Source organism: Prosthecobacter sp. (assembly GCF_044378005.1).
In the GTDB taxonomy this organism is placed as follows: Bacteria; Verrucomicrobiota; Verrucomicrobiia; order Verrucomicrobiales; family Verrucomicrobiaceae; genus Prosthecobacter.
In genome coordinates this window covers 1-12885 of the sequence record NZ_JBILYB010000064.1, presented here as the reverse complement: position 1 = coordinate 12885, position 12885 = coordinate 1, and the positions used below count along the sequence as shown (strand labels likewise).

17 protein-coding genes are annotated in these 12885 nt (G+C 59.6%); 5 read left to right on the top strand and 12 right to left on the bottom strand.

Annotated features, from left to right (window positions below; translation table 11 throughout):
- The first annotated feature begins 87 nt into the window (after positions 1-87).
- Positions 88-990, top strand: a complete 903-nt coding sequence (gene lipA / locus AC6FTP_RS13765) for a lipoyl synthase (protein ID WP_497207489.1) — start codon at positions 88-90, stop codon at positions 988-990.
- Positions 991-1158: 168 nt separating this feature from the next.
- Here lipA and AC6FTP_RS13760 read toward each other — a convergent pair whose 3' ends face one another.
- Positions 1159-1920 (bottom strand): AraC family transcriptional regulator, encoded by a 762-nt coding sequence (locus tag AC6FTP_RS13760; protein ID WP_497207488.1) that lies wholly within the window; start codon positions 1918-1920, stop codon positions 1159-1161.
- A gap of 163 nt (positions 1921-2083) precedes the next feature.
- Here AC6FTP_RS13760 and AC6FTP_RS13755 point away from each other — a divergent pair, with 163 nt between their 5' ends.
- Together AC6FTP_RS13755 and moaC are read left to right on the top strand one after the other, a co-directional pair.
- Positions 2084-2524, top strand: a complete 441-nt coding sequence (locus AC6FTP_RS13755; protein WP_497207487.1) for a DUF5069 domain-containing protein — start codon at positions 2084-2086, stop codon at positions 2522-2524.
- A gap of 60 nt (positions 2525-2584) precedes the next feature.
- Positions 2585-3034, top strand: a complete 450-nt coding sequence (gene moaC, locus AC6FTP_RS13750; RefSeq protein ID WP_497207486.1) for a cyclic pyranopterin monophosphate synthase MoaC — start codon at positions 2585-2587, stop codon at positions 3032-3034.
- A gap of 6 nt (positions 3035-3040) precedes the next feature.
- Here moaC and AC6FTP_RS13745 read toward each other — a convergent pair whose 3' ends face one another.
- The 5 genes from AC6FTP_RS13745 to AC6FTP_RS13725 all read right to left on the bottom strand — a co-directional run bounded on the left by AC6FTP_RS13745 (position 3041) and on the right by AC6FTP_RS13725 (position 6309).
- The gene (locus AC6FTP_RS13745) at positions 3041-3946 is read right to left on the bottom strand and encodes a cation diffusion facilitator family transporter (protein WP_497207485.1); all 906 of its coding nucleotides are present in this window, start codon (positions 3944-3946) and stop codon (positions 3041-3043) included.
- Positions 3943-4635: an HAD hydrolase-like protein gene (locus tag AC6FTP_RS13740; protein ID WP_497207484.1), complete on the bottom strand. Its 693-nt coding sequence runs from the start codon at positions 4633-4635 to the stop codon at positions 3943-3945. Before AC6FTP_RS13740 ends, AC6FTP_RS13745 begins: the two co-directional genes overlap by 4 nt.
- A 270-nt stretch (positions 4636-4905) precedes the next feature.
- The gene (locus AC6FTP_RS13735) at positions 4906-5262 is read right to left on the bottom strand and encodes a protein NO VEIN domain-containing protein (protein ID WP_497207508.1); all 357 of its coding nucleotides are present in this window, start codon (positions 5260-5262) and stop codon (positions 4906-4908) included.
- A gap of 65 nt (positions 5263-5327) precedes the next feature.
- On the bottom strand, positions 5328-5468 hold the full coding sequence (locus AC6FTP_RS13730; protein ID WP_497207483.1) for a hypothetical protein: 141 nt from the start codon (positions 5466-5468) through the stop codon (positions 5328-5330).
- Positions 5461-6309, bottom strand: a complete 849-nt coding sequence (locus AC6FTP_RS13725) for a DUF3037 domain-containing protein (protein WP_497207482.1) — start codon at positions 6307-6309, stop codon at positions 5461-5463. The genes AC6FTP_RS13730 and AC6FTP_RS13725 overlap by 8 nt, the downstream gene beginning before the upstream one ends.
- A gap of 165 nt (positions 6310-6474) precedes the next feature.
- On the opposite strand from AC6FTP_RS13725, the gene AC6FTP_RS13720 reads away from it, so the two are divergent.
- Complete coding sequence (locus AC6FTP_RS13720) at positions 6475-7026, top strand: Panacea domain-containing protein (protein WP_497207481.1); 552 nt, start codon at positions 6475-6477, stop codon at positions 7024-7026.
- A gap of 17 nt (positions 7027-7043) precedes the next feature.
- Positions 7044-7412, top strand: a complete 369-nt coding sequence (locus tag AC6FTP_RS13715; RefSeq protein ID WP_497207480.1) for a hypothetical protein — start codon at positions 7044-7046, stop codon at positions 7410-7412.
- A 17-nt stretch (positions 7413-7429) separates the two neighbouring features.
- Here AC6FTP_RS13715 and AC6FTP_RS13710 read toward each other — a convergent pair whose 3' ends face one another.
- From AC6FTP_RS13710 to AC6FTP_RS13685, 6 genes are all read right to left on the bottom strand, one after another.
- A complete protein-coding gene (locus AC6FTP_RS13710) occupies positions 7430-7564 on the bottom strand; it encodes a hypothetical protein (protein WP_497207479.1) in 135 nt (44 codons plus the stop codon).
- Positions 7561-8142 (bottom strand): hypothetical protein, encoded by a 582-nt coding sequence (locus tag AC6FTP_RS13705; RefSeq protein ID WP_497207478.1) that lies wholly within the window; start codon positions 8140-8142, stop codon positions 7561-7563. The genes AC6FTP_RS13710 and AC6FTP_RS13705 overlap by 4 nt, the downstream gene beginning before the upstream one ends.
- Before the next feature lie 39 nt (positions 8143-8181).
- Positions 8182-9777, bottom strand: a complete 1596-nt coding sequence (locus AC6FTP_RS13700) for a restriction endonuclease subunit S (protein WP_497207477.1) — start codon at positions 9775-9777, stop codon at positions 8182-8184.
- On the bottom strand, positions 9774-11246 hold the full coding sequence (locus AC6FTP_RS13695; protein ID WP_497207476.1) for an N-6 DNA methylase: 1473 nt from the start codon (positions 11244-11246) through the stop codon (positions 9774-9776). The genes AC6FTP_RS13700 and AC6FTP_RS13695 overlap by 4 nt, the downstream gene beginning before the upstream one ends.
- A 791-nt stretch (positions 11247-12037) precedes the next feature.
- A complete protein-coding gene (locus AC6FTP_RS13690) occupies positions 12038-12493 on the bottom strand; it encodes a transposase (protein WP_497207475.1) in 456 nt (151 codons plus the stop codon).
- A gap of 153 nt (positions 12494-12646) precedes the next feature.
- Positions 12647-12885: type I restriction-modification enzyme R subunit C-terminal domain-containing protein (locus AC6FTP_RS13685; protein WP_497207474.1), on the bottom strand; the 239-nt coding region annotated here is incomplete at its 5' end.

Genomic DNA, 12885 nt, shown 5'->3' with positions numbered 1-12885 from the left:
AGCGGCGAAGAACAAAAGAAGGCGAAGTTTTTCTCAGACTCACGGGTTGTCATCCGCTCTTAGCTGTTCATTCTTAGTAGTAAAGACATGGCCTGCAAAATCGACCCCGCTCTGCATCAGGATAAAAAACCGGACTGGATCCGCGTGAAGCTTCCGCGTGACCCCGTCTTCTGGAGCACGAAGTCCCTGATCTCCGACCTGAAGCTGCACACCGTCTGCGAAGAGGCCCAGTGCCCGAACCGCTGGGAATGCTGGAGCCAGGGCACCGCCACTTTCATGATCGCTGGGGACCGCTGCACCCGCGCCTGCGGATTCTGCGCCGTGAAGACGGCGAAGCCCTTTGCCCTCGAAGCCGACGAGCCGCAGCGCGTGGCCGCTGCCACGAAGCGCCTCGGTTTGAACCACATCGTCATCACCGCCGTGGCGCGCGACGATGTCAAAGATGGTGGTGCCGAGCACTTCGCCCGCACTATCGAGGCCGTGCGCGAGGCCGTGCCCCACATCACCATCGAGATCCTCGTCCCCGACTTTAATGACAAGGACGACGCATTGGAAGTGGTGATGAAAGCCCGCCCGCACATCTTCAATCACAACCTGGAGACCGTGGAGCGACTCACCCCGCTCGTCCGCAGCCGCGCCATGTATCACCGCAGCCTGCACGTGCTGAAGCGTGCAAAGGCCATGTCCGTCGAGTTTGGCACCAAGTGCGCCACGAAGAGCGGCCTCATGCTCGGCCTCGGCGAGACCGAGGTGGAGCTTTTCCAGGCAATGGATGATCTCCTGGAGCACGACGTCACCGTCCTCACGCTCGGTCAGTATCTGCGCCCCAGCGCGCAGCACCTGCCTGTGATCGATTACATCCACCCGGATACCTTTGAGAACTATAAGCAGATCGCTTTGAAGAAAGGCTTCCGCCACGTCGCCAGCGCGCCGCTCGTGCGCAGTTCGTATCATGCAGCGGACTTCAAGCCCGAGCTGGACGTGCAGTGACCTCACACGGAGCGCGGAATTCATTCCGCCGCAGGTTGTTTACTCTGCTGATAATCGTCAGTTCATAGCGTCACCGCAAAACGAAGCCGTGGGTTCGAACGATATGTATCGTCGTCGCTTCACCCATTCCATTCGTTCGTGATGCTGCGGAATGAATTCCCCGCTCCATCACCTTCTCCCGAGCCGGAACTGCCGCTGATACTTCAGCGGAGTGAGGCCGACGTGTTTGTGGAAGTGATGAGTAAAGCCGCTCTGATCGTAAAAGCCAAGGTCGATGGCGATCTGGCTGATCTGGGCGTCCTCATGCTGGAGCGCCTCGCACGCGGCCTGAATGCGCAGCTTCATGATGAAGGTCTGCGGGCTGCATCCGAAGGTCTCAACGAATTTGCGGTGTAGCTGACGCGGACTGAGGTGAACCTGCTGTGCCAGATCCTCCACGCTGAGGCGGGTGCGGAAGTGTTCGCGGATGTAAGCCAGAGCGCGCTCGATGTGCTGGCTGGCGTGGACGATGGTCATCGCCTGTCCGTAACTTTGTGTCGCGCCCATGATGCCGACCAGACGGCCCTTCTTGTCCCGCAGCGGCATCTTGTTGGTGATGAACCAGTCGGGGATGCCCTGGGAATTGAAGAAAAGCTCCACGATGTTCAACTTGGCCTCGCCAGTGCGAAAGATCTCTTCGTCATCACGGCGGAAGTTCTCGGCGAGACGGCGGGGGAAGAGATCGAAGTCATCTTTGCCCATGATCTGGTCTTCGCTCTTGAAGCCCATGGTCTCGATGAAATGGCGGTTCGCGCAGACGAGACGAAAGTCTCGGTTTTTGGCAAAGAAGGAGATGCCCGGCAGGCTGTCGAACATGCGGTAGAACTGGCTCTGGAGATCGAGCGAGTTCAGGAACTTGGTGCGCAGTGTGACAGCGTCGGCGGCATTCATGGTTCTGAGATTCTGCCCGTTTCTACTCTGCTTGCCAGTAAACATGCTGGGTTCCTGGAGTGTTCGACCATTCTTGGAACGACTTTCACGTCGCTTGACCAAATCCTGGTGCTCCGCACGTTCGTAAGTGTCCGTCCTTCGGACTCAACTACCTATTCAAACCATGAGCCAAATCGTTCCTCTCATCTCCTCCGGCATCGCTGGTCCTCTCGGCGTGCTGCATCTTCCCCGCCTCTGGCAGAAGGCCTCCCTGGCGGCGGCTGGCAAGCTCCACGCTGACTATCCTGGCATCGGCTGTGGCTATGACCAGATGACCCTCGACGCGCTGGGCATCAACATCGAGACCTTCAAGGCTTTCATCGCCACGAAGCCGACCTATGTGCAGCTCGAAACCTGGGTGAAAGCCCAGCCCGGTGTGAAGCTGACGAAGGCTGACATCTACAAGCACAATCAGTCCATCATGGGCTACATCCATGGCGACGACACTCGTGCGGGCATCCTGGCCGCTGTGGGGCTGCCAGATGACGGCGGCTGCAATCCTGGTGCCGTGGATCTGAATAATCTGGACGACTGGCAGACCTTCTGGTCCGTGGAGATTCAGTAACCTTTTTCCCATGGGCCGCAGAGATCGCGTCGAGTGGTCTCTGCGGCTTTCTTTTTCCTCATGTCTCTGACTCACACTGACGACCAAGGCCGCGCTAACATGGTGGATGTCTCCGCCAAGCCGCCGATGGCGCGCGAGGCGGTGGCGGAGGCGTTCATCGAGTTGCAGGCGGAGACGCTGGGGCTCATCCGCGACAATGGATTAAAGAAAGGAGATGTGCTGGCGGTGGCCCGAGTCGCAGGCATCCAGGCGGCGAAGCAGACACAGATGCTGATCCCGCTGTGCCATCAGATCGCGCTGAGCAAGGTAGCGGTGAATTTTGAGATGGAGGAGCGCGGCATCCGCATCACGACGGTGGCGAAGACCATTGCCCAAACAGGGGTGGAAATGGAGGCGCTGACGGCGGCGAGTCTGGCGGCACTGACGATTTACGATATGTGCAAGGCGGTGGACAAGGCGATGCGCATCACGGATGTGCGGCTGATTTCCAAGACGAAGACGGAGCTCTGAGCTGGCTTAGAGCTGATCGCCGGGATGGAGTTCGTCATGATCTCCGACGCATTCCAGATGCGTGGTGATATGCACGGCCTGCTCAGTGGCTTTGATCACGGCACGCTCGATGTCTGTGGCGATGCGGTGGGCTTCACGAAGGGCGATGTCATCCGGGAAGAGAAAGTGGACATCGACATAATGAACCTTGCCAGCATTGCGATGACGCAGCGCATGGAAGGTGACGCCACGCGAGGCTGTCTCGCGAGCGAGAGCTTCATCGAGGACGCGGGTGAGGCCAGGGTCAGCGTGATCCATGAGGCCGGCGACACTTTGGCGCAGCAGGTCATAGCCGGAAACGAGGATGTTCCCCGCCATGATGAGGCCGAAGACCGGGTCCCACCAGAGCCAGCCGGTGAGATGCATCAATCCAAGCCCGATGATGGCACCGAGGCTAGTCCAGCCATCGGTCAGGACATGGCGACCATTGGAGATGAGAATGAGGGAGTGGTGCTTCCGTCCGGTGCGCAGGAGATACCAGCCGAGCGCGCCATTGATGAGCACAGTCGCGAAGGTGAGGAGGAGGCCATCGCCAAGATGGGACACCGTGAGGCCGCCGATCCAGCGGCGGATGGATTCATAGATGATGAAGACGGCGGCGAGCACGATGAGCCCGCCTTCGATTCCTGCGGAGAAGAAGGCGATCTTGCTGTGACCATAGCGGTGATTTTCATCCGGCGGCTGGGCGGCAAACCAGAGGCTGTAAGTGGCAAAGATGACGGCGGCGACATGCACGACGGACTCTGCGGCATCCCCGAGGATGGCGGCGGAACCGGTGAGCAGGTAGGCGCTCATCTTCAGCACGAGCATGAGAAACCCGGCGGCGAGGGAAAGCCGCATGGCGCGTGACTCGGCCGGGATGGTGTGGCTCATGGGTTCAGCAGCAGATCACGCACTTGCTCTGTTTGTGCGAGACTTTCCAGACACATCCAGGGCTGATGCACGCGCAGGGCCTCGGCTTCAAAATGGCCTGTGCCGACGGCTAGACAACGCGCGCCGATGGCGTGGGCACAGGCGATGTCCTTCGGGGTGTCGCCAATGACGATGACATCTTCCACGGTGTAGCTACGGCCTGTGGCAGCACTCATGCGGCGCATGGCCACGGGGCCGAGGAGATTGCGGTCCTCGGCATCATCTCCGAAGGCACCATCGACGAAATGCGGATGCAGATCGAAGCGGGCGAGCTTCATTTCCGCACCCCGGCGGACATTGCCCGTGAGCAGGCCGATGTCGGCGCTGCCTTCGGCGATGAGCGCCTGAAGCAAGGAGGGAATGCCGGGCAGGACGAGGCCGGGGAAGTCCTCGTGAGCGAGTCGGCGGCGGAGGTGACCGAGGTAACAGTCCATGTAGGTCTGCACGCTGGTGTCATCCATTTCACGCCCCACCTGACCGAAGAGCTGGCGCACAATGCCGCCATCGGTGGCACCGGCGAGATTTAACGGTGGAAGCTGGGCGCGAGGCACGCCGAAGATTTCCTCCACGGCATCAAGCAACGAAGCTCCACCCGCTCCTCCGGTGTCGAGCAGGGTTCCATCAATATCGAAGAGCAGGAGGCGGGGCATGGATCAGCTAGAAAGCAGGATGCCCGGTGCGGAAAGCGAAAAGTCTCCTGCGTGGCATTTGGGGAAGGCATCCCGCTTTCGCCGGAGGCTCGTGGGAGATGAGCCAGGGGTGAAGCGAAGCACCCACAGGAGACAAGCACACTCCATCCCATCCAGAGCGCCGCGCCCTCGATGGGCGCGAGAAGGTCACGCGGGGTCGCACCTTCCTCCAGACTTCGCTCGGCGTGAGGGCTCAGCCTCCCGCCTCGGCGGATCAAACGGAGTGGGGCATCATCCGTGTTCAGGCATTCTCAGCCGCACCTCGTAGTTCACGGGGTGCAAGGCAGCCGGGGGCATTTCACCGCCGCTGAACTCTTCAATGCGGGGCCTGGCAGTGCCAATACCTGTGACCAGAGCAAACACATACCCCGCGAGCACCCTACTTTGCTGGTGTTCATTCTCCGATAGGAAAAATCGCAGATCACCATTCCGCACGGCAGCCGCTTTGACTTCGATCCGTTTGATACGGCCGTCGAGAAAACGAGACTCGATGTCATAGCCCAACGCGGTGTTGTCACTCACATCCTTCACTCTGGCGATCAGTTCAGGCCGCCCGGCCTTTTTGAGCTTTTCTTTTTCGGCATTTATTACCAGCCGTTGTGCTTCGCTGCCCAGCCGCCGTTGAGCCGCTTGGAGGGCATCGAGGTCATCGGCTAGGCAGCGGTGAGTTCGGCCACGAGGGCGGAGAGGAGGTTCGCGGCGGTGGCGCGGGAGGCGGCGAGCTGCGTCTCCAACGCGTCCACCCAGGCCATCCGTTGCTCCACTTGGGCCACGATCAATGAGTGGTTACTCATGTATCGTGCTAAGCACCCGGCTTTCCAAGTCACGACCAAAGTCCGCCGCTTCATCTTCTTCGATGAGGGTGATGCCTTCGCAGGAGTTCAGGATGTCCTTGGCACGGCCATATTGGCGGGCGTTGTCCGTAAGGCTCGGCTTGCCGAGGAGATAGTGCAGCTTCGGAGCTTCCTTGGCCTGCGTTAGATGCATGCTGCGGCCATACCAAGTGTGCGCCTTGCGCTCGATAGAGTCCGGGTCGGCCATGTCGAAGGACAGCGTCTCATAAACATTCCACACGCCGTTCTTCCAGGCATGTTTGAAGACGTGACTCGCCAGCGGGGCCACTACTTCATGCTCGTGCATCCGTTCTGCCAGCTTTGGCGAGGTAAAGATCGGGCGGTAGGCTTGGCGAAAGACTTCCCCATCATCCCGGCGCGTGGCCTCCTTCACCTCGTGGTGCTTCCCGATGAAACGGTCATAGACAAACTTCAGTTCAGAAGCTGGATCATCCGTGATGCCCCCACGGGCTGGGCTCCATAGCAGCGCACCGTCGTCTTCTGGCACTACCTTTGTCGCCAGATCACGGGCGCTGGCAGGCAGCGGGTCGAGCGGCAGGCCATTGATGACGTCTTCTGCCATCTGGTCAAACCGGCGTTCCACATGGGCCACTAGCAGGCGATAGCCGTCCCGGTCTAGGTCGCCGAAGAAATGCGTCAGCCGGGCAAAGCGGTGACTGCCCCGAAAACCGAGGAACCGATCCTGAGGGCACCAGAAGAGCACGCCGATGTTGGCAAATTCCCCCGCCTCGCGGTCCTGGCAGTAACGCAGGAAGCTGTAGCTGTAGTCGTGGGCATTCATGGAGACAATTGAGGCCCCGTCATGCGGGTCTGTCCAGCATAGGCCACAGGGACCGAATAAATATCTGATTGTAAGCCCGTTCACCTCCAGATAGCCTGTCCTGGCTGGCGGAGAGGAATTATGAACCCCACTCCAACAGCAGATTCCATTTGTCTTTTCACCGCCATGCAAACCGTCTTCGATATTCATAAGGCAGCCCAAGTGGCCCACTTCTTCGTCTCCTGTGAGGGCGGTGAAATGGACATCCTGAAGCTGGTAAAGCTCATTTACCTCTCGGACCGCGCTTCACTTCAATCACGCCGCACTCCGATCGTAGGCGGGGCCTTCTATTCACTCAAACATGGTCCAGTGACTGAAGAGGTACTGGATTTGATCAATGACGGCACGCCAGGGACGGACAGCCCGTGGGAACGCCTCATTTCAGATCGCGCCAATCATCGCGTGGCAGTTCGGGAACCCCTCCAAGACTACGACGCTCTCTCCGCCTCCGAAATGGGTGTTTTGGAAGAGGTCTGGAAGCGCTTTGGGCAGCATGGAAAATGGGACTTGGTGACCTGGACTCATCAGCATTGTGAAGAATGGTCAGACCCGAGGGGCGGACGCATTGAGATCAGCGCCCGCAGACTCGCCGAGTCCTTTGGCTGGAAGCCGCAGGAGATCGACGACTTCATCACCGGGACCGAGTCTCGCTATCGTCTCCACCAGCTTGTGAACTGACACCTGCTCTTCCGACCATGACCGCGCTGACTCCTGGCATGGCCTTCCGGTGCATGGACCCGCCCCGGCATATCTTCATCCCGTTATTTGATCCGCAAAAGCCGGGTGATGAGATCCTCCTTGTCAATCTCACGACGCTTCGTGATTCCTGCGTGGACGATGCCTGTGTGCTGCATCCGTCTGACTATGTGGAGCTCACTCACGCCACCACCGTGGCCTACTCCATGGCCATGACCGGAAAAAAATCTTCATTCATCAGCGCTTTGGCATCAGGTCACTTTGTTCAGCTCAGCAGCCTTCCCACGCCCACCTTGGCAAAGGTCATCGCTGGGGCGCACGCGTCACCGGAACTCTCCAGGATGAAGAAGAGTCTGCTGCCAGCTTGAAAAACGTGCGGCAGGCGTCAAGCAGCGGTGAGTTCGGCGACGAGGTTGACGGCGGTGGCGCGGGAGGCGGCGAGCTGCGTCTCCAAGGCGTCCACCCAGGCCATCCGTTGCTCCACTTCGGCCACGATCCGGCGTTGTTCGGCGAGGGTCATGGTTTGCCGAGTTCGTCCTCCAGTTGTCCGACCACATCGGCGACGAAATCGTGGAATCCCCAGCCGATGCCGTCGGTCATCTGCTCCACTTTCGCCAGCCGTTCGCGAAACTGCGGATACAGGTCGTGCTCTTCGCCGCGCAACAGGGCCGCCAGCTCGTCCAGTGCCGATTCCATGCTGCTGTAAAACCGCTCGTCGATGTCGCCATACTCGTGGGTGAAGCGCGCACCGCTCTCCACATAGGTCATCAGGAGTTCCGCCGTGCCAGGGATGCTCCCCGTGGCCTTCTTGTAGTCGCGGATCGCCTTGCGCGCCTCTCCGAGCTTCAGATCGCCCATGCCATGAGCTTTTTTGGAAAAGAACTGACCGATCACTTTCTGCCGATACTTCTCCAGCACCTCGCCGCCGCCGTCCTCGGCCTGGCAGCGGGCATGGATGAAATCACGATTCCCGGCGGCTGCGTCGTAAAGGTCTTTCACAAGGGCGAGCAGCGCTTGCTTGTCCCAGGCGGCGAGGTGCTGACGGGCGGCACTCCAGCCGGTGGGCTTCTGGGTGGGCTTGTTGGCTTTATCTGGCATAGATTGGAAGCATTGCAGTTGAGGCGCAGGAGGATGGCGTCACACTGCGGTCAGTTCGGCGACGAGGGCGGAGAGGAGGTTCGCGGCGGTGGCGCGGGAGGCGGCGAGCTGCGTTTCCAACGCGTCCACCAAGGCCATCAGTTGCTCCACTTTGGCCACGATCCGGCGTTGTTCGGCGAGGGGTGGGATGGGCAACACTAAGTCGCGGATATTACTCAGGTTCAGTCCCGGTTTATCACCATAGGCGAGTTGTTCGAGCGTGCCGCGTGCTGAGCCGTGCGAAATGAAACAGAGGTGGAGCCATTCCGACATCATTGACCAGCGAGGGCGAGTGAGCGCGATGTGCTGGCTCACGTAGGCCTCGGGAATCTGTTTCTCAACTCGTGCCGCTTTCGTGACGTTGGCACCGGTGATTGTGATGAGGATGTCGTCCTTCAGCACTTGGGCTCGCATCCCTTCCGCAGACTTGGGCAAATCAACGAACGCAACGTCATCAAGAACGAGCTTGTCCGTCTTGATGTTCTGAGTGCGGACGAAAATCGAGCCAGTCTCCGCATAGAATTCTTTCCATCCGCGCGAGCCGCTGGTGACGAGCGTCGTGAGACTGCGGTAGGTGCCAAGCGCCCATTGGTTCGGAACGTCTGATCCGTCGCCTGATTCTGGGTTAACCGGCTTCAAGCCGCGAAACGTCACGTCCGCCGTTTCGTCGTTGGGGTCTTGGGGGACGAGTTTGCCTTGGACGGCGAGGGTGAGGATGGATTTGCGGAGGTCGGCGGGGGGGATGGCGTAGGACGGGTGGAAGAGGAACGGGAGGTTGGCGGGGGTGGGCGCGTCGGCAAAGCGGGCCAGCGACGCGCGGGCGAGCGCGGCGTGCCGCGTCTCCCGTTCCTGCTGCTGCGCCTCCAGCCGATCACACAACGCCATCAACTCATCCACCTTCGCCACGATCCTCTTCTGCTCGGCGAGGGGCGGGAGGGCTATTGGGAGCAACGTCAGCAAACCCTTGTTCAAGGTGCTGCCTTTGATCGCGTTGTTGCTAGTCTGGAGTTTGGCAAAGATTGGGAGGAACCGAAACAGATAGTCAGACAACTCGGGTTCCGGCGGCTGGAGCGAAATAATTGCCTCATTGTGGAAGCAACGAATCCCCGCACGCGCCACTTTCCCGATCGTTAGCTTGAAACTCATCAAGATACTACCCGGCTCTGCGAAGCGTTGCCGGAAGACTTCTTGAGCCGCAGAAGCTGAAACCTTCTCCTTCGTTTCAGTTATGGTCCCGTAGTTCTTCATGTCTGCGATCGACACCCAGCTGTGATCCTCTGGATACCAGTAGCTCGAATCGCCGCGCGGCGGCGTCTTCCCAATCGAGAACTCGGCTACTTCGGCCAAAACCACCCATCGCCAGTGGGCAGGCAACTCAAACGGCTGCGCCTTTTCCACATTCAGAAGCTCAGTGCGGCTCCCACTCTTGTCCGCCCAAATGCCTCGAAGAAACTTTTCAACAGGTTCATCGTCGTCGACGGGATCGACGACCGTTCCCTGCACCGCGAGTTGCAGCACCAGCTCGCGCATCTTTGCCACCGCGTCGGGAGCGTCGGCGAACTGGTCGAATTTCTCGAAGAACGTTTCCAGCTTCATTCAGCAGTTCCAGCAGTGGCGTTGAGGGCATGGTGGAGTTCCTGTTTCAGCGCGGCGCGGGTGGCAGCGATTTTTTCCAAGAGCTTTTCGTATTCGGGGAGGAGATGGTCCACGTCGCCGGGACCGGTGTCGGGGTTGTGCGGGTTCTTGAGGTCGAGGTTGAAATTGCCGGCCCGGATCTGGTCGATGGAGACGCGCCAGGCTTGTTCGTTTTCCACGCGGGATTTGAAGCCGTCTTTTTCCTCGCCCCACCAGGCGCGCTCGCCCTCGAACTCCTCGATGCGGATGGGTTTGCCTTTGTTGTAGCTCTTCGCGCCGGGCGGATAGGGGTGCTCGTAATACCAGACGTGGGTAGTGGGCGCGCCCTTGGTGAAGAAGAGGAGGTTGGTACGGATGCCGGTGTAGGGATTGAAGACGCCGTTCGGCAGGCGGACGATGGTGTGCAGATTGCACTCGGTGAGGAGGGCTTCTTTGATGCGGGTCTTCACGCCTTCGCCGAAGAGGGTGCCATCGGGCAGCACGAGTCCGGCGCGGCCGCCGGGCTTGAGGATCTTCATGAGGAGCACGAGGAAGAGGTCGGCGGTCTCGCGGGTGCGGAACTCGGCGGGATAGTTCGACTCGATGCCGTCCTCCTCCATGCCGCCGAAGGGCGGGTTGGTGACGATGACGTCCACGCGCTCCTTCGGGCCCCAGTCGCGCAGGGGGCGGGCGAGGGTGTTGTCGTGTCGGACGTTGGAGGGGACGTCGATGCCGTGCAGGAGAAGATTGGTCATGCAAAGGACGTGCGGAAGGTGCTTCTTCTCAATTCCGGCGAAGCAGTCCTGGATGGTGCGCTCGTGGGCCTCGGTCTTCGCCTGTTTGCGGAGGTGTTCGATGGCGCAGACGAGGAAGCCGCCGGTGCCGCAGGCGGGGTCGAGGATGGTCTCGCCGAGGCGGGGATTGACCTGCTCGACGATGAACTGGGTGACGGCGCGCGGGGTGTAGAACTCTCCGGCATTGCCCGCGGACTGGAGGTCCTTGAGGAGTTTCTCGTAGATGTCGCCAAACATGTGGCGGTCATCGGAGGCATTGAAGTCGATGCCGTTGATCTTGTTGATGACCTGGCGCATCAACGTGCCGTTTTTCATGTAGTTGTTGGCACCGTCGAACGCGGCCTTGATGAGCGTGACGATGTCGCCACTGCCGGAGAGGACTTTCAGTTTTGGAAGCAGGTCGTTGTTGGCGAAGGCGAGCAGCGCATCTCCGGTGATGCCTTCTTCATCGGTGGCCCAGTTGGACCAGCGGAGTTCCTTGGGCAGCGGAGATTTGTAGTTGTCGCGCAGGAGTTCCATCTCCTGCTCGCGGTCGTCGAAAATCTTCAGGAAGAACATCCAGCCGAGCTGGGCCAGGCGCTGCGCATCACCATCGACACCCGCGTCTTTGCGCATGATGTCCTGGATGGTTTTGATGAGGTTGGAGACGTTGGGCATGGGGCGGAAGTGACGAAATCAGAATGAGGTAGGACAAAGGAAGGACGGCGGGCGGGTCAAGGGGTCAAGCTGTGGGGAAACAGACTCGGGTGACTCCATGATGGACACAACCCCGGTGGGGTTGGCCCCTTGAGGGGCGGTGTGATGGTGCGGTTTCCCCAGGGTTGTTCCAACCCTGGCCTGGAAGACGCAAGACCGTTGGTCTTGGACTGATACTGTGCCCGACGTGGGCTTGGGTGCTTTGTGGGCTGGAAGACGCAAGACCGTTGGTCTTGGGCTGATACTGTGCCCAACGTGGGCTTGGGTGCTTTGTGGGCTGGAAGACGCAAGGCCGTTGGTCTTGGACTGATACTGTGCCTGACGTGGGCTTGGGTGCTTTGTGGGCTGGAAGACGCAAGACCGTTGGTCTTGGACTGATAGTGCGCCCGACGTGGGCTTGGGTGCTTTGTGGGCTGGAAGACGCAAGGCCGTTGGTCTTGGGCTGATAGTGCGCCCGACGTGGGCTTGGGTGCTTTGTGGGCTGGAAGACGCAAGGCCGTTGGTCTTGGGCTGATACTGTGCCCGACGTGGGCTTGGGTGCTTTGTGGGCTGGAAGACGCAAGGCCGTTGGTCTTGGGCTGATAGTTTGCCTGACGTGGGCTTGGGTGGCGCATGATTCCCTGCAAGCCCAAAGGGCTTTTGTATTTGAGCCCAGGGTTGGCACAACCCTGGGATACCGTGGCGACAAGCCCACGAAAGAAGGCGCAACCCCAACGGGGTTGCGTCCATCGCCGCAGGCCGCTGTTGGCCGACTAATCCCAGACATACTGCTCCTCCCATTTCTGTCCATGCCTGCGCAACAACTCACGATATTCATCCTGAAACGTGATGATGCGGTGATGTTCCTCCTGGCCCTCAATATAACGCACCACCTTTGGCACCATGGATTCGGAGACGGAGAAACAGCCATAGCCTGCCTGCCAATGGAATTGAGCAAACAGCCCACCGCGTTCTTGAATCCAACCCGTTGAGACACGCTTCACTTCTTTGACGAAATCCGCGATGCAAAGCGTGCGTGGCAGAGTGGTCAGCAGATGTACATGATCTGCCACACCACCGATTTGAATGGGCAGACAATCCAGGGTCTTGGCGCAGCCGCCAAGATAAGCATGAACCTCGGCACGGAAGGCAGGGTTCTGAAAGGCAGGTTCGCGGCCTTTGGTCGAGAAGACAGTGTGGAGGACCACGCGGGAAAGGGACTGGGGCATGGTGTGGATCAGGGGTTCATGCGTGATGGACACAACCCCGTTGGGGTTGAACCCAATCTGGTATGTTTTGACCGTGTTTCCCAGGGTTCTGCGAACCCTGGGCTGGAAGACGCAAGACCGTTGGTCTTGAAGATGGACAACGCTTTAACCTCATCACGCTGCTTTCTGATAAAGTTCCGTCTCCAACTCCCGAATGGCCTTCAGATAGCCCGGCTTCCCGCCAAAGAGTTTCACGATCTCCATGGGTGTGCCGTGCTGCGTGAATGGATCGACTTTGAGGATGTCCAAGGACTCGACACTGGTGATGCCGCTGTCGGCGTATTTCTGGAGCAGGGCATCTAGAACGGCGCGAGCCTTGTCTCCGTGCTTGGCGAAGACATTGCGCTTCTTCA